General features: G+C 33.5%; 23 protein-coding genes and 2 pseudogenes. 8 read left to right on the forward strand and 17 right to left on the reverse strand.

Features of this window, described 5'->3' with window-relative positions:
• Window positions 1-28 precede the first annotated feature (28 nt).
• Window positions 29-436 (forward strand): hypothetical protein, encoded by a 408-nt coding sequence (locus Q5Y73_RS13280; protein WP_305992398.1) that lies wholly within the window; start codon window positions 29-31, stop codon window positions 434-436.
• Between the two features lie 187 nt (window positions 437-623).
• Here the strand turns inward: Q5Y73_RS13280 and Q5Y73_RS13285 are convergent, their stop codons facing one another.
• Complete coding sequence (locus Q5Y73_RS13285; protein WP_305992399.1) at window positions 624-821, reverse strand: hypothetical protein; 198 nt, start codon at window positions 819-821, stop codon at window positions 624-626.
• 184 nt (window positions 822-1,005) lie between these two features.
• On the opposite strand from Q5Y73_RS13285, the gene Q5Y73_RS13290 reads away from it, so the two are divergent.
• On the forward strand, window positions 1,006-1,311 hold the full coding sequence (locus tag Q5Y73_RS13290) for a hypothetical protein (RefSeq protein WP_305992400.1): 306 nt from the start codon (window positions 1,006-1,008) through the stop codon (window positions 1,309-1,311).
• 12 nt (window positions 1,312-1,323) lie between these two features.
• Here Q5Y73_RS13290 and Q5Y73_RS13295 read toward each other — a convergent pair whose 3' ends face one another.
• The gene (locus Q5Y73_RS13295) at window positions 1,324-1,557 is read right to left on the reverse strand and encodes a LexA family transcriptional regulator (RefSeq protein WP_305992401.1); all 234 of its coding nucleotides are present in this window, start codon (window positions 1,555-1,557) and stop codon (window positions 1,324-1,326) included.
• A 644-nt stretch (window positions 1,558-2,201) separates the two neighbouring features.
• Between Q5Y73_RS13295 and Q5Y73_RS13300 the strand changes: the two are divergent.
• A pseudogene (locus tag Q5Y73_RS13300) lies at window positions 2,202-2,573 on the forward strand (hypothetical protein); the annotation flags it as partial.
• Window positions 2,562-2,747 carry an excalibur calcium-binding domain-containing protein gene (locus Q5Y73_RS13305; RefSeq protein ID WP_305992576.1) on the forward strand — a complete coding sequence of 62 codons (186 nt, stop codon included), beginning with the start codon at window positions 2,562-2,564 and terminating at the stop codon, window positions 2,745-2,747. The pseudogene Q5Y73_RS13300 and the gene Q5Y73_RS13305, both read left to right, overlap by 12 nt.
• Window positions 2,748-3,392: 645 nt before the next feature.
• Here the strand turns inward: Q5Y73_RS13305 and Q5Y73_RS13310 are convergent.
• The 6 genes from Q5Y73_RS13310 to Q5Y73_RS13335 all read right to left on the reverse strand — a co-directional run bounded on the left by Q5Y73_RS13310 (window position 3,393) and on the right by Q5Y73_RS13335 (window position 6,845).
• On the reverse strand, window positions 3,393-3,878 hold the full coding sequence (locus tag Q5Y73_RS13310; protein ID WP_305992402.1) for a hypothetical protein: 486 nt from the start codon (window positions 3,876-3,878) through the stop codon (window positions 3,393-3,395).
• A gap of 398 nt (window positions 3,879-4,276) precedes the next feature.
• Window positions 4,277-4,429, reverse strand: coding sequence for a hypothetical protein (locus Q5Y73_RS13315; RefSeq protein WP_305992403.1), 153 nt, complete (start codon window positions 4,427-4,429; stop codon window positions 4,277-4,279).
• Entirely contained in the window at window positions 4,398-4,724 is a 327-nt protein-coding gene (locus Q5Y73_RS13320; protein ID WP_305992404.1) for a hypothetical protein, read from the reverse strand. The genes Q5Y73_RS13315 and Q5Y73_RS13320 overlap by 32 nt, the downstream gene beginning before the upstream one ends.
• A 362-nt stretch (window positions 4,725-5,086) precedes the next feature.
• A complete protein-coding gene (locus tag Q5Y73_RS13325; protein WP_305992405.1) occupies window positions 5,087-5,554 on the reverse strand; it encodes a hypothetical protein in 468 nt (155 codons plus the stop codon).
• A 163-nt stretch (window positions 5,555-5,717) separates the two neighbouring features.
• On the reverse strand, window positions 5,718-6,191 hold the full coding sequence (locus tag Q5Y73_RS13330; RefSeq protein ID WP_305992406.1) for a hypothetical protein: 474 nt from the start codon (window positions 6,189-6,191) through the stop codon (window positions 5,718-5,720).
• 399 nt (window positions 6,192-6,590) lie between these two features.
• Window positions 6,591-6,845 (reverse strand): YolD-like family protein, encoded by a 255-nt coding sequence (locus tag Q5Y73_RS13335; protein ID WP_305992407.1) that lies wholly within the window; start codon window positions 6,843-6,845, stop codon window positions 6,591-6,593.
• 148 nt (window positions 6,846-6,993) lie between these two features.
• On the opposite strand from Q5Y73_RS13335, the gene Q5Y73_RS13340 reads away from it, so the two are divergent.
• From Q5Y73_RS13340 to Q5Y73_RS13350, 3 genes are all read left to right on the forward strand, one after another.
• The gene (locus Q5Y73_RS13340) at window positions 6,994-7,191 is read left to right on the forward strand and encodes a hypothetical protein (protein WP_305992408.1); all 198 of its coding nucleotides are present in this window, start codon (window positions 6,994-6,996) and stop codon (window positions 7,189-7,191) included.
• Between the two features lie 94 nt (window positions 7,192-7,285).
• Window positions 7,286-7,444 (forward strand): hypothetical protein, encoded by a 159-nt coding sequence (locus Q5Y73_RS13345; RefSeq protein WP_305992409.1) that lies wholly within the window; start codon window positions 7,286-7,288, stop codon window positions 7,442-7,444.
• A gap of 217 nt (window positions 7,445-7,661) precedes the next feature.
• Window positions 7,662-8,183, forward strand: coding sequence for a hypothetical protein (locus Q5Y73_RS13350; RefSeq protein WP_305992410.1), 522 nt, complete (start codon window positions 7,662-7,664; stop codon window positions 8,181-8,183).
• A 373-nt stretch (window positions 8,184-8,556) separates the two neighbouring features.
• Here Q5Y73_RS13350 and Q5Y73_RS13355 read toward each other — a convergent pair whose 3' ends face one another.
• The 8 genes and pseudogenes from Q5Y73_RS13355 to Q5Y73_RS13385 form a co-directional block, all read right to left on the reverse strand.
• A complete protein-coding gene (locus tag Q5Y73_RS13355; protein WP_305992411.1) occupies window positions 8,557-9,606 on the reverse strand; it encodes a terminase large subunit domain-containing protein in 1,050 nt (349 codons plus the stop codon).
• Window positions 9,603-9,869 (reverse strand): hypothetical protein, encoded by a 267-nt coding sequence (locus Q5Y73_RS13360; protein ID WP_305992412.1) that lies wholly within the window; start codon window positions 9,867-9,869, stop codon window positions 9,603-9,605. Before Q5Y73_RS13360 ends, Q5Y73_RS13355 begins: the two co-directional genes overlap by 4 nt.
• Before the next feature lie 190 nt (window positions 9,870-10,059).
• Complete coding sequence (locus Q5Y73_RS13365; RefSeq protein ID WP_305992413.1) at window positions 10,060-10,542, reverse strand: hypothetical protein; 483 nt, start codon at window positions 10,540-10,542, stop codon at window positions 10,060-10,062.
• A 328-nt stretch (window positions 10,543-10,870) separates the two neighbouring features.
• Window positions 10,871-11,443 (reverse strand): annotated as a pseudogene (locus Q5Y73_RS13370) (terminase small subunit); the annotation flags it as partial.
• Window positions 11,444-11,536: 93 nt separating this feature from the next.
• Entirely contained in the window at window positions 11,537-11,683 is a 147-nt protein-coding gene (locus tag Q5Y73_RS13375) for a hypothetical protein (protein WP_305992414.1), read from the reverse strand.
• A gap of 92 nt (window positions 11,684-11,775) precedes the next feature.
• Window positions 11,776-11,982: an NPCBM/NEW2 domain-containing protein gene (locus Q5Y73_RS24870; RefSeq protein WP_371320210.1), complete on the reverse strand. Its 207-nt coding sequence runs from the start codon at window positions 11,980-11,982 to the stop codon at window positions 11,776-11,778.
• On the reverse strand, window positions 11,909-12,454 hold the full coding sequence (locus Q5Y73_RS13380; RefSeq protein WP_305992415.1) for a stalk domain-containing protein: 546 nt from the start codon (window positions 12,452-12,454) through the stop codon (window positions 11,909-11,911). Before Q5Y73_RS13380 ends, Q5Y73_RS24870 begins: the two co-directional genes overlap by 74 nt.
• Before the next feature lie 179 nt (window positions 12,455-12,633).
• On the reverse strand, window positions 12,634-13,389 hold the full coding sequence (locus Q5Y73_RS13385; protein ID WP_305992416.1) for a hypothetical protein: 756 nt from the start codon (window positions 13,387-13,389) through the stop codon (window positions 12,634-12,636).
• A 317-nt stretch (window positions 13,390-13,706) separates the two neighbouring features.
• On the opposite strand from Q5Y73_RS13385, the gene Q5Y73_RS13390 reads away from it, so the two are divergent.
• A complete protein-coding gene (locus tag Q5Y73_RS13390) occupies window positions 13,707-14,222 on the forward strand; it encodes a site-specific integrase (protein WP_305992417.1) in 516 nt (171 codons plus the stop codon).
• A gap of 61 nt (window positions 14,223-14,283) precedes the next feature.
• Here Q5Y73_RS13390 and sufB read toward each other — a convergent pair whose 3' ends face one another.
• Window positions 14,284-15,681, reverse strand: a complete 1,398-nt coding sequence (gene sufB / locus Q5Y73_RS13395; protein ID WP_305992418.1) for a Fe-S cluster assembly protein SufB — start codon at window positions 15,679-15,681, stop codon at window positions 14,284-14,286.
• Between the last annotated feature and the right edge of the window lie 9 nt (window positions 15,682-15,690).

The raw sequence follows: 15,690 nt of genomic DNA on the forward strand, positions 1-15,690 counted from the left end.
ATCTAAGTGTGATTGTTGTGTGTGTCCAATGCAGTGTGTTTTAGAAAAATTAGTAGGGGAGCAGGTACTTGTAAGAAGTCTTCTTGGTCTTCCACTTGATACTACAATTATTGATGTTAGAGACTTTCTACTTTTTACTACAAACGGTGTAATTCCTATATGTAATGTACCTGGAGTTGAATACTTTAATCCATCTATTGATATAAAATTGAAAGATTTACGAAAAAGTTCAGGAGAATGTGCTTGCTGCGAAGATCCTTTAGCTAATTTCCTAAAGACTAAAATTGGACAGTTCATTTCCTTAGAATATATTCAATCCACTCCATTAACTGGTGGTACGATTACTGGAGTTGGAGAAGGAATTCTCCTATTGGATGAATCTCCGACAATATGGGGTGCATATTCGCTCTGTAATATAACTAGAGTAATTCAATAATTTTAATCTCCACACCAGTTACCTAAACCAGTGGGAAAACAAACTCACTTCTGTACTATATTCTTAGCACCACTCCATAAACCGCTAACAGCTTTATAATAAGATAGTACTGCATACCACCGACAAAACTTGTATGCTGTTGTTTATGGAAAATGGTTTCACTAGGGATGTGTGGTTTTTTAGTTATTTAAAATAATGTTGAACCACCAATTTGGGCATTTAAATCAAATTGTGACATTCGATATATTTTGTTGAAACGCCTGAGTAAATCCAGATTGGAAGCTGTATTATCTTCTGTGCTGTAGCTTCTATTTTTCCTATTTCCAAGTAAAATGATCACTAACAAAATAAACAACACTAATACCACTGCTATAAATGCACTCATATCTTTCACCTCCATTACTTTTATACTATTTACTATGTTTATAGACTCCATTTGGTATAGGACAGGTTATCTAGGACAAGAGCATAATTTTAGTAGAACCACTGAGACATAGGTTGGTCGTTTTTTTTATGTTATAATAATAAAGTAATAATTTACCATTAAATTAGAAAGGTGATGTGATTTAATGAAAAAACGTTTTACTTCATTAGCAGTACTTATTTTATGTTTTACATTAGCAATTCCTGTGAACGCAAATGAGTCAGACTTAGAGGTTGATTTAGCGAATATTGAATTTTTGGAGAATCTTATTGCTCCTGAGATTGAAGTTGACCCGGAAGGTCTTGCTATAATTGAATTCTTAGAAAACTTAGTAGCTCCAACGATTAAAGTAAATGACGATATTGCTAATTTACCTATAGACTTTAACAACCTTGTTGCTCCTAATGAAGATGGAGATAGCGATCAAGGTCAACTGGGAGGTAAAGGCTGATCATCTCGTTCTTTATCTTCCAAACGGTGAATCATAATCCCTAGTCATAATAATCTTTATATCTTGTGTATCTCCACTATCACATTTAATATATCCACCTTTAACAAGTCCGTTTAATACTGAACGGACTGTTTTTTCATCTTTGCCTGTTTTGATTTCTAACTCTGGAATAGTTGGCATTCTACGTCTTGTAGCCGAGTAATTGTATAGGATTCGTAATATTTTTCTTTGTAGGTCTGTGAGCATGAAATCACCCACTGAGAACATTTGTTCTTGTTGTATAAGAGGTACATGGAGATATGCAATAGCACAATTTTTGAAAATAGTTACACATCCAGTCAATCCAATACCAAGTAGATATTCAATTCATACCAGACGCGAATAGTGCTGGTACTGTTTTCGAAGTAGGTCAAGGAATTGTGAATATTCAAGATGTAGTATATGGCTCTACATAAAAATTTCCCCACCAACCTAAGCCAGTGGGGAAATAAATTTACTTCTGAACTATATTCTTTGCACCACTCCATAATCCATTAGCAGCTGATAAAATCAATTATTACAACAACCAAAAATTTTTAAATGTGGAGTATAATATTATCACCTGTAATCTTCATATTTTGGATATATTTATCTATAATACCCTCTGACTTTTCAAATTATAGCTATTTTTTATTTAAGAAAAAGTATAGAAGAAAAAGTATAGAAGAAAGAAAAAATAACGTTACTTTTTTAAAAGTAGTAAGGTAATTTCTAAAATGGACGGTTTTATCTAACACCCCACTGACTTATGACTTATGTTTAGTGGTTTTTTGTTATAATCAATACGATAGTTTTACTAACTTCTGGGAGGATTTATCATGAGAATTATTTATTCGCTTATACTTTTATTGATGTTATTAGGTTGTTCGCAATCTAGTGAAGTAGTTACATCTGATACTAAAATTTCTACATATGATGAAATTTTAGTTTTTCCTGCTGATAGATACCCTGAAACAGCAGCACATATTGAATCTGCCATATTAAACGGTCAGTCTTCTGTATGTACCATAGATCGTGATGGGGCAGATGAAAATAGAGATGAATCCCTTGCAGGAATCCCAACTAAAGATGGATATGATCGTGATGAATGGCCAATGGCAATGTGTGCTGAAGGAGGAGAAGGTGCTAGTGTAGCTTATACTGACCCATCAGATAATCGAGGAGCTGGATCATGGGTAGGTAAGGAATTAGAAGATTATGCAGAGGGTACTATGGTATTGTTTGTATTTGAAGAAAGCGAGATAGATAGCAATACTAAGTGGAAAGAAACAACTGTAGAAATAATTTATGAAAACTGCACACAAGTAAGAGAAGCAGGTGCTTCACCATTGCATGCAGATGAACCAGGATATAGCACGAAATTAGATCGAGATGATGATGGAGTAGCTTGTGAGTGAATTTATCTATACGGTGATTCATAATCCCTAGTATATACAATCTTTATATCTTGTGTATCTCCACTATCACATTCATTAGTAGATTATCCGGCTTATCATACTCAGGTTGCATTTATACAGCAGCGTATAACCTATCCATATCAATGACGATATCCCCTCGTTGTACATGTTGTTTAACAAATGTCTGCTTTCCTGCTATTGGTGGACCATATACCAGGTAAACATTCTTTTCTACTTTATATCCAAAACGATGGTGTTCTTTGTTATGGCAATCAAAGCAAACCAAATCTACTAGTTCCGGGTTTAAGCTTATGTTATGGTCATGTACATTCTCAGGTGTGAGTTCTATTTTGTGGTGACCTATAATTTCTTTTGATATGACAGTGGTCTGTTTACACCTTCAGCATTTATTGCCCCTTTCGTTGATTAAACCTAATCTAAATGTAACCCACTTATCTGAGTTATAGAATCGCTTTAATACTTCATGTTTTGCCATTATTACCACACATCACTTTCATGTTGTTTCTCTCTAAGTTCTGCTATCCGTTTATCCAGTTCGTATTTCTTCTGATCCAGTTCTGATTTTTCGTTTCTAACATTCTCTTATGTTGATCTGGCAATATATAATAATGAACAAACTTATATTTACTCTTTATAGTTTGTATTAAGCAATAAATTGTAATCTTTATCTAGAAATCTTAAAATGCTATCAGGATTTATTGGATTAAATATCCTTTCATCTTGTACAATTAGGTATGTATTATCCTTTTCAAAATCCAATTCATAAATTCTAACTTCATTATTATAAGTTAGAGTATAATATCTTGCTTTTTCTAAAACTTCTTTATTATTTATTATCATTCCAAATGATCCCTTTTCATAACCTCCTGTCATAATTCCATCTGGACCAAGCGAACCAGTTGATGTATTAGCCTTAGAACCACCTTTATACACATCAATTCTCTTATCAGAAAAAATATAATACATTTCATCATTTAATTTTTTTACTACGGGACTAGAAATATTGTTTCCCTCAATATATTGCTCCACATCTTGAATATCTATATCTCCCTCATTACATGCAGTATTTAAAACCAGAAACAATAATATAAGCATTACTTTTCTATTCATTATTTTACCTCTCCTTATTCATAAGGTTTATTATCGCTTTCATAGAATTAACGACTATTATTTATTCATTTTATCTCACACTCCATGGTCAATAATATTCTAAATAAGAAGTGAATTGCAAAAAGTATCTCATTATTTTTATATTCTTTGTATCTCCATCTGGATATTCAATATATCCACCTTTAACTAGTCAGTTTAAAAAATAAAACCCTTAAGAGGTTGAACCTTCTTTAGAATCTCATCATTTTTGGGATTTTTTAAATAATAGGCGCATGACTAACAGAATAGAACTACATACCGCCTACAAAACTAGTATGCTTGTTTATTGTAAATGGTTGCATGGAGATGAAACGGAAAAACCACTGATTAATAGGTCAGTGGTTTTTCTGATCTTGAATTTATAATGATATATTAAATAGTAATAATTTAGAAATCGAATGAAGCATTTGTATTAGCTGTCTACCATCCCTACGTTCTTTCCTGTTCCTTGCTACTGGCTGTGCCATATGTGCTGTTCCTCTAATGAGTCTGTTTAATATCTTCTTGAGCATCTATTATCATTCTCCTTTCTGATTCAGATATATCCTCAAATACACCACCCATTAAAGTTAATCCAATACGTTCTCTTACTAATTCATTTTCTTCTTTATTGATTGCATCCATGACCTTTACAAAAGCTTTGTAACGTCGTCTTTCATCACCAGAAAACCATTCTCTTGTTATTTCCTTTTCGTCTAAGTTGAGCCTAAATGCTAATTCCACCTTCATGAACTCTACATCCTTTAACATCATCATGTGCATGTTCTTAAAAGCATCCTGTGTTTTGTCTTTCAACAGTTCATCCATTAACTTCACCTCATTGAATATTTATATTTAATTTGCTAATTGGAATAATATAATAGCAAGTTGTTTGTATTAGTCCTTATTGAGCTTGTTCTTGATAAGGACTTTCTGCTTTACGGTGATTATTAACGCTCACCGCTAGCGTTCCCGATCTGTTCCTTAATCGTTGGGATCACGACAACAGGAGGAGAAAACTGTTGTTTGTTTAGCAGGAACAGAGTATATATCAATAATGAGTTGTTTAATTGTTTATCATCCTGCTTCCCTCCCCTAGCATAAGTGGATGATATTTTCCCAACAAAAAAAGACGTATTTCTACGCCCCTTTCTGTTTACCGTTTAATCATATAATTATATTTTTAAACTTTATAATGTTATTACAGTGGCTTTTAGGCTTCGGGATCCAACTCCAATAAAAGCTACTTGACTTTCATTTGCAGTGACCCGAGTACATACAAGATCATACGTATTGTTTCCTGCAACTGGATCTTTATCGACTACAGGAAAATTTGGAAAGTTTGTATAATTGAAATTTTCATTTGGAGGTGACGAGTAATCCATTTCATCATTTATTGTTGCAATCGGAGTGCTATTGCGAAAAAGTTCATATGTCATTGCAAAAGTAGTAGGCATACCCGCAGTAGAAGCTCCCACACCCACCTGAACCATTGAATCAATACATACTTGTGTCCTTTGTGGATGTTTAACACACACATCGACGGTAGCAACAGTTGTAGGCATGTTTCCTTGAAGAAAAATTACATCTGGGTCATTGAATGGATTATCTACTGAAACACTTTGAGCCACAACAAAAGGTCCTTTATTTAGTCCCATAAACTCACCTCCCCACTCATTAAATTATCCTTCATCTTATCTTATGATCAATCTAATGAAATTGCTTGGACTCTTATCTATGGGCTGGAATGTAAATAAGACGTATCTCTACGTCCTTTCTGTTAACCGTTTAATCATATAATTATATTTTTAAACTCTAGTTCTATAACGGTATTACAGTGGCTTTTAGGCTTCTGGAACCAATGTAAATACTATTGAGTGCCGGTACACTAATTGCCAGCTGTACAACTTTCAGTTGATACTTATTTATTCCACGATTTGGTGTCTTATCAACTAAAGGAAAATCCGGAAAGTTTGTATGTCTTCCATCATTAACGTCAGCATAATCCATTTCATCATTTATTTCTGCAATAGGTGTGTCATTTCGCTGGAGTTGATAACGAACTCCGATTACCCCGTCGCCACCACTTATTGTGATAGCGTTTTGAAAGAAAGAATCAAGTAATACCTGTGTTCTCTCAGGTTGTCTGACACACACATCAACAGACAGCAGGGTAACAGGTATTGGAGTAATTATCACATTATCTAGTAGTAATGTAATTGATCCTTCCCACCCGTATGGATCCAATACTGAAACCGTATCAACAACAACAAAAGGTCCTTTATTTAGTCCCATAAACAAACCTCCCAACTCAATAAATTATCATTTATCTTATCTTATGAACATTCTGATCAATTCGCTTGGACTGGTACCCCTAGACATTGGTACAATAAAACCAAGGGAATTAAAACAAGTAACTCCTTGGTTTTCACAGATAATTTAAGTTGGGATTAATTCATTCAATGATTCTTATCTTGTTATGATTGTACGAATGCGGATAGGTCAAATAAATAGGTGTTTTACCCTCTTACTATATAGTGGCAACCGTATGACAAAAAGAGCCCCTTTCGAGGCTCCCCTAAGCAAACATATATTATTGAGTTACTTCATATTCATTCACTTCAAACGTTAGTATATTATCATGAATGATATAATCTGTTCTATTTAGGAATGGACCAACATTACCTGTTTTTTCTATGGCATATTACCTGTTTTTAAGGTATTCTCTCCAAAGGCTGTAAACAATTCAATTGTGATTTCCGTTGGTTCCATCATGGATTGTGACAATTGCTCTGATATAATATTTATTTCTTCCTCTGCTAACTCAGGTTTAGTTTTTCTATGTCTTTCCTTTTGGAAATGATTCATCAATTCTTTATGTTCGGGTAGCATCATCCTGCTTGCCTCTCTCATCATATTTGACCCTTCAGTTAGTTTATTTTCTTTCATATGTTTCACCTCTTTTAGAACACTTGTTCTTATTATATAAGAGATACAAGAAAATATGCAATAGCACAATTTTTAAGAATAGTTACACGTCCAGTCAAATCAATTATTTAATTCATACAATGTAAAAAAATGAAAAGGACGTGATTTCATGGGCGTTTTTGATGAGTCAATTTGTGATTGTTGTGTTTGCCCGATGCAGTGTGTTTTGGAGCAAATGGTTAATATAGGGGAAGTAGGAATTTTAACTCAGACATTTGCAGAAGAGGAAGTTATTATAAACCAGGTAAAAGATTTTATAGCTTTTACAAATTCCGATTTGTCAAATTATTTTAGCTGCAACCTTTGATCCAACAATTCCAGTCGATATAAAAAAGCCAATTAGAAAAAGCAAGGGAGAATGTGCTTGCTGTGAAGATCCTATTACAAATTTAGCGAATTCATTGATTGGCGAAATTGTTGAAATTGAAGCTATCGGCTTTACTTCTCCTGATGAGGTTTTAATTGAAGATGTCGGAGAAGGGATTATTAAGGTAAGGCAATTACCAAATGAAACAGATTTCATCTCAAGTTGTGCAGTAACAAGAATTTTAACTCAATAACAAATCAACGAACAATCAAGATTTTTAAACTTTGTGAGAACCACTCCCCCACCAACTACCTAAAGCCAGTGGGGAAGAAACTTACTTCTGTACTATATTCTTAGCACCACTCCATAATCCACTAGCATTAGCGGATATTCCCTTATACAGTACACACGTCCAGTCAATCCAATACCAACTTGAATACACTAATAAAAAACTAAAAGGACGTGATTTCATGGGTGTATTTGATGAGTCAAAGTGTGATTGTTGCGTTTGTCCGATGCAGTGTGTTTTGGAGGAATTAGAAGGGCAAGATGTTAATTTTGCAACTACAACAGGCCCTCCTAATTTCTCTATAACTATAATTGATGTGGATAATTTTATTGCTTTTACCTCAAATGGAAATATACCAATATGTCAATTCACTGGTGTCGTTCCTGTTGATCCCACAATAACAGTAAATATAAAGAAACAAATAAAGAAAAGTAAGGGAAAATGTGCTTGTTGCGAAGATCCTATGACGAATTTATTAATTTCCCTGAAAGGACAATCTGTACAAATTGAGTTTATAGATGGTATTAGTGGAGGGATTGTAACTGAAATCGGAGAAGGTATTGTTATACTGGAAAATAATACTGCAATTTCTACATGTGCAATAACAAGGGTCATTCCATTTAGACCACGTCAAATTAACGATCAATCAAGTTTTTCAGGTTTCAGACAATTAAAAAAAGATACTACCCCACCAACTACCTAAAGCTAGTGGGGATTAAAATCACTTCTGTACTATATTCTTAGCACCACTCCATAATCCACTAATAGCCAATCCCTGAGAAATAAACAAAATAAAGCTCCTCCTTATATGGAGAAGCTTTTCCGTAGGTGTATGAAAATAAGCATTTAGAAGTGACCTCACTTTTATTATATTAAGTCCATTTACACGTTTACACTGGTATTAGCGGATTTATTTTGTTGTTTCATCTAAACGGTGAATCATAATCCCTAGTCATAATAATCTTTATATCTTGTGTATCTCCACTATTACATTCTATAAATCCACCTTTAACAAGTCCGTTCAGAGTTGATCGGACTGTTTTCTCGTCCTTGCCTGTTTTGACTTCTAACTCATACTAACCTAAAATCCTTACATCATAATCTATTTTTCCAGTTGCTCGAACATATCCTGTTTTGCTATTTTCTCCTCCATCTAGAATATAGTTGTAGCTGAATAGTGCGGCCAATCCACCTGGACCATCTGCATACTTTATTACCTCACCCGTATTTGAATTTACAATTCCGTTATAATAATCTTCTGCTTCATTATATTTAACTGAGGTTGGTAATTCTGTATCAACTTCAATCAATCTTTCGTCTAAGTATCCATCATTGATAACACCTTCAGTTGTAAGCTCAATGTAAAGAGGTTCGTCTTGAGTAGATACAGCCTGTCTAATCGGCATTGTAGAAGTATTGTCTTTCAATTCATGCACTTCATCAACTGCACCAACCTTAATGTTTTTCCCTTCTTTGGCCCCTGTTTTTGCTGAAATTTTCTTGATCTGACCTTTGTTTTTATAACTAAACTTACCTGTCTTTTTCTGTTTCTTAGGATTGCCAAAGAAAATCCTTTTAATATTGCTTCTTGTTACTTTTTCAAGGGATCTACTCTCTTCCCTCATGGAGTCAATGGCTTGAAACATAAGATCCGCTTGTTCATAGTCATTGCTTGAGCATAAGATTCTTGTACCTAATTCACCACAAAAAAACTCAGCTAGACAGAGCGCTGAGATTAAAGGAGTCTTACCATTTTTTCTTGCTACAAGAAATAGAATATCTTGATAGAGTCTTACCCATCGGTTAATTTCATCATCGAAAATTTTAAAAATATAAATAGCTTCAACAAACGCTTTTTGAAATAGCTCTAACAAAAAGGGTCTTCCTGCAAATGGTGCTTCAAAGTGTTTACATTTTGTTTCAATGAATTTAATTCGCTTATGTCCATCCTCGAAATCAACTTTAATTTCAGGATCATCAAAATGTGTTAATAGAATATCCAACATCAACATGAGTTCATGGCCGATTAGAATTTCACCTGATTTACACTTATTGATATACTCCAACAAATAAGAATGAGTACCATCATACTCAGTCTGAATAACGTTATAAGGATAATCACTCATTCAAATTCATCCATATCATCATCCTCATCTATAATGTTCTTTAAAAGAACTCCATTTAAAGTTTTGATGGCCACAGCATAACTATTAATATTTTGTCTGTATTGTTTAGCAGCTTCTACAGGCTTTTGAAGTTCTGGACGTTCTGGATGAACCTTGACCATTCCAGTTTTTAATAGCACCTCTTTTAATATCACATTTTCAGCCTTAAGGTAAGCTGCATCATCAATCAAACCTTCAACCAGCTTCCTCTTTGACTCTTCCACTTCTTTGAATATCTCGGTTAATTTCTCATGTTCTCTCTTATAAATTTCACTTTTCGAATCAATTCAAAAAACCTCCAGTCAATTTCAAAATTTTAGGTCTGTGTAAAAATTGTGTGCACAGTACGGTTCTTCTAGGTTTGCAGTCTCAAAATTTGATGGGGGGGCTTAAGTACTTTAGCTTGACTGGCTTTCAGTCAGGTGAGCCAGGTGATATATTATTTATATTACAAATAGATATAGCATGTAAAAGAGGTTCACTTGGATCTTGTAAAATGACAATACCCTCTCCTAAATCCGCAATAGAACCGGTATTCACACCATCTAAATATCTAATTCGTAATAACTCAGTTTTGCTTCGAGAATTTAAAAAATCATTTGTTGGATCTTCACAACAACTGCATTCACCCTTTTTACTTTTCCTACTTGGTTTTAAATTAACTTGCTTAGAAGATGAAAATGTAACAGCAGATACATTGCAAACTGGCAAATATTCATTCTCTTGCTCATCATTATTAAAAATAGTTAAAATAAAATTTTTCACTTCTATTATTTCTGAATTTTCAATTTCATCTGTTGTTGTGATTATACTCACTGTTTCATCTTTTAATTGATCTAATACACATTTCATTGGACATACACAACATTCACATATCGAATCATCAAAAATGCTCATATTATAATCCATCCTTCATTAGTAATTTTTAGTTATAATATGAGTTGCAATTATCTATTGATTGGACTTCTGTAATATTTCGCAAAAACTCCGCTAATGGCACTCCTTAATCCTACTTCACTCTTAAACCATCATAATACACAAAATATCCTATACATCTTTATCCAACTACTCATATTAACCTGATGGCCTATGATGTTTTTTGATATAGCAATTGTTTGTTTGCACCTTGAACACTTATTACCTCTCTCATTGATAAGTCCTAATCTGAAGGTGATCCATTTATCTGAGTTATAGAATCTTCTTAACACTTCATGCTTCGCCATTACTACCACTCCTTGCTTTGGTGCTCTCGTTCACTAAGTTCTACTCTACGTTTATCCAGTTCATATTTCTTTTGGTCCAGTTGTGATTTAGCAGTTTCAATCATTCGTTTATGTTGATCCGGAAGGAGGTCGAAGTATTTCTCTAGTTTCTCTAATGCCTTCATTTTGTCGTGGAGTTTAATTGATATGCCTTCTTTACCTTTTTTTACTTCTTGGGTCAATGTGCCATCCACTAAATGGCTTGGGTTGATATCAACATACCCTTCATCTAATACAGATGCAGACACTTCTTCACCTTCTCCGTTTATCACCTTTATAACTTGTTTGGTTCCAAATTCCACAAAGTCAGTTATATCAGCAAAAGCAATTTTAATGTACTTGTTTACTACGTCTAAAGCATCTAAATATATGTCATGAGCCATTTTCCCCTTCAACCTTTTCAACTCAATTGCTATTTTAGGTTTCCTTAGGTTTTCGTGACCTATGACATGAGCAGTTTCTTTAGAATATCCTGCCTTGATTGCAGACTGAGTAGCATTGAATGTTTTAATGTAGTGCAAACAAAAAAGCCTTTGTTTATCGGTTAATCCTTCCGACTCAACAAGACTTTCTACTACTTCATTTGATTTAGTTTTTTTTGATGCATCCTTTGCAACCTTTTTTGCATCCTATTTCTTTAAGGTTGCATCCTTTTTCCACTTTTCCCTGCTCTTCCTACTCTTTAATGTTCCTAGTTTAAGTTCATGCTTTTCTGCTAATCCCTTTAAGGTGATATCAGTTGTTTCATATTCTTTCCTTATCTCTTCCCAGTTCATTTATTTCATCACCCCACCTCCAAATATTGGTTTGAGTTATTTTGTAGACATAATAAAAAGCACCCTTATAGAGTGCTTTCATATTTTTTGTATTATTTAATTAGTTTTGCATCTGCAAGAAGTATTCCAATATCATAATAATTCTCTGTATCAAATTGAATTTGTAATTTTAGTACCCCTTCAATATCTATACTAATTTCTTCTGCTAGATCACCACCAACTAAATCAGAACTTCTGAATAACTCTACCCCATCGCCATATACTATAATTTTCCTTTTTAGAATTTTTAAAATAATCACTAATCCCAATCTTTCCTGTCAATTCTTTAAATTCTCCATTTAAATTGTAATCTATACTGTTAAGATTACCATCAGTAATTTTGACACCGATACTTTTATGTGCTTTTTCACCAGGTATTGCATTTTTTTCATTAAAATAGAATCCATCACCAGGAGCTTGATCTTTTCTTGCATATTCCAAATCAGTTAGATAAATAAATGAACCTGGCATTCCCCCAACCCAAATCGTGCTATTCTTTCCATCCCAACTAACATCTTTACCTAATGCTTCACTTACAAATCTTAAAGGCACATATGTAGTTCCTTCATAAATAAAGCCTTCACCAGTTGATGGTTTCTTTTCAACTCCATCAAACATATACTTTAAATCACTAAATACTACCTCAATTTGAGTTCCTGCTGCGAATACTACTGTGCTAGATAATAGAACTGTTACTAAAACCCCTAATAAAAATGCTTTAATTTGTTTCATGTAATGTATCTCTCCTTTAAAGTATTAATGACATCTAGATATTTCTATAAAAAGAGAGTTTTTTCCTTATTTTTCGTCAAAATATTCCAAAGTTTTATATAATTTATCAGCCCCCTTCTATATTTACCCTTCACTATATAGTGGCAAACGTACGACAAAAAAAGCCACATTCTATACTTTTATAAATATATCTCAGTTAGTTTTTGTTTTATTACATCGTACTCTTGTAAATTCAAATGAAATAAATCTTTCAAATTTTCTTTATTAATGTTTACATAACGATCCGCCTTGAATATTTGTGGGTCAAAATCAAACCGTTCTTTTTTTTCATTTGATTTGAACATAAAATAGTTCATTTCCAACTTATTCTTATGATGATCATATTTAATAAAATACTTGTAAGGAAATGTCTTGAATTGAAATTCGTTTCTATCTTCTGTAAATCCTTTAAGAAGAAATTGAATATCCCCATTAGAACCACTTTTTAGCACTTCCCTTATCTCCATTATTTCTCCTACAGAGTATCTATCATTTATTCCATGTTTATATCTATATTGGGGAATAGCTTTGTCTTCTTTTGCAATGTCCTCAATATTTTTAATGTTATGTTCTAAGATAGATATAAATTCATGCTCTCTTTTCTCAATATCTTCTTTAGTTTCTTCACTATTCCCATGTTTATCAATTAATTCTTTGTTTACCAAACTTAAAAAAGCTTCGATAAATCTAGATTCTTGTTTAATTGAAAATTCAACTTTAGTTTTCTCTCCGTTTTCATAATTCTTAGTAATTATGTATTTATCCTTGATAACACAATCTGAATCACGATGTCCCTTTATTGTTGTTTTAAACGTCCTTGGTATTCTTCCGCAATATTCGAACTTAATAAAATCATGATCTTGAGTAGTGAATTCTAACTCTATTTTCCCTATCATCTTTTCATCTCCTGACAATTACATATAAATATATTGTATCTAATAAATTCAAATAATGACATAAGATATTAGTAAAAACAGCCTATCCCACAAGGAATAGACTGTTGCATTTTGATTCTTTAATTTTTTTTATCAGCACGATCTAAATATTCTTGTACCGTCCTCTTTGTCACTGCTAATTCATTCACTATCTGACCCATAAGGTTCTGATTTGGGATCAAGAAAAGTCTGAATATGAAATCAACAAAAACTATGAACTTTGGCAAGTAAGTCCTGTTACATCTTGGGACAGTGATCGTTTCCATGAACTTATACATTTGAATATTTCAAAACAAAAACAACCTAAAAAAACGGAAGAAAAACCTAAACAAAAAGTGAAATTAGTGAGGGTAAAGACTTCACAAAACAGGAAGTTTTTTTCACCACCAAAATCAAAAGCAAGTCAACGTGAAATTAAATTGGATAACTATATGATAAAGTTAATTAAACGACATAAAATCAATCAAAAAGAAGTGTACTTAAAGTATGAAAATTATAAAAAAACAACAGATAACATCATCTTCCACCAACAAGATGGCAGATGGCTACGCACTAATGTTGTTAGAGAATATTTTAAGGAAGTATGTAAAAGAGCAGATGTACCTATCCTCTCTCCACACGCATTGAGGCATACTCACGCAGTGCATTTGTTGGAATCTGGGGCAAATATAAAATACGTGTCTGAAAGACTAGGACACGCAAGTGTAAAAGTCACAGCAGACACGTATTTACATGTTACTAAAAAAATTGAAGATGATGCTATAGCACTGTATGAAAAGTACGTTCAAAATTAAACTATGGACAAAATATGGACAAAACCCACTTCCATATCAGAAAACCCTTGATAAATAAGGGTTAACCGATACTTCCTTCCATTTCGAACTTGATTAAACGATTCATCTCAACCGCATACTCCATTGGAAGTTCTTTAGTAAATGGTTCGATGAATCCCATAACGATCATTTGAGTAGCCTCAGATTCAGACAACCCTCTACTCATTAAGTAGAACAATTGATCCTCTGAAACCTTAGATACAGTTGCTTCATGCTCAAGTGTAATATTATCGTTTTTCACTTCATTATAAGGAATTGTATCTGAAGTAGATTCATTATCTAAAATTAATGTATCACACTGCACATTTGCTTTAGAGCCTTCCGAATTTCTACCAAATGAAGTTAATCCACGATAAGTTACTTTACCACCATGTTTACTGATGGACTTTGAAACAATCGTTGAAGTTGTGTTTGGCGCTAGGTGAGTCATTTTTGCACCTGCATCCTGATGCTGACCTTTACCTGCAACAGCAATGGATAATACGTTACCTTTTGCACCTTCACCTTTTAATACAACAGCTGGATATTTCATCGTTAATTTTGAACCGATGTTCCCATCTACCCATTCCATCGTTGCATTTTCTTCTGCCACCGCACGTTTTGTAACTAGGTTATAAATGTTTGGTGCCCAGTTTTGAATCGTTGTATAACGAACACGTGAGTCTTTTTTACAAATAATTTCAACTACCGCACTATGAAGTGAATTTGTGCTGTATACAGGAGCTGTACAACCCTCAACATAATGCACAAAGCTGCCTTCATCTGCAATAATTAATGTACGTTCAAATTGTCCCATGTTTTCAGAGTTAATTCTGAAATATGCCTGTAATGGAACTTCACATTTAACACCTTTTGGTACATAAATGAAACTTCCTCCAGACCAAACTGCACTGTTTAAAGCTGAAAACTTATTATCTGCAGCTGGTATCACTGTTCCAAAATGCTCTTTGAAAATTTCAGGATGCTCACGTAAAGCAGAGTCTGTATCCATGAAGATAACACCTTGATCTTCCAATTCCTTTTGCATACTATGATACACTACTTCTGACTCATATTGAGCTGAAACCCCAGCTAGGAATTTTTGCTCTGCTTCAGGAATACCTAATTTATCAAACGTTTCTTTAATTTCTGATGGAACCTCTTCCCATGTTTTACCTTGAGCTTCAGATGGCTTTACATAGTATTGAATTTCATTATAATCCAACTCATCTAAATCCCCACCCCATTTTGGATTGGGCATTTTTTCGAATTGTGCTAATGATTTCAAACGAAAATCCAACATCCATTGAGGTTCATTTTTCTGACGAGAAATTTCAGTAACAATTTCTTTTGTTAACCCTTTTCCTGTTTGGAAAATGGCTTTATGTTCATCTCTAAAACCGTATTTATACTCTTCCATTTCCGGCATTTTTTTAGCCATTGTTGTACC

Source organism: Chengkuizengella axinellae, assembly GCF_030730905.1.
Classification (GTDB): Bacteria; Bacillota; Bacilli; order Paenibacillales; family KCTC-33759; genus Chengkuizengella; species Chengkuizengella axinellae.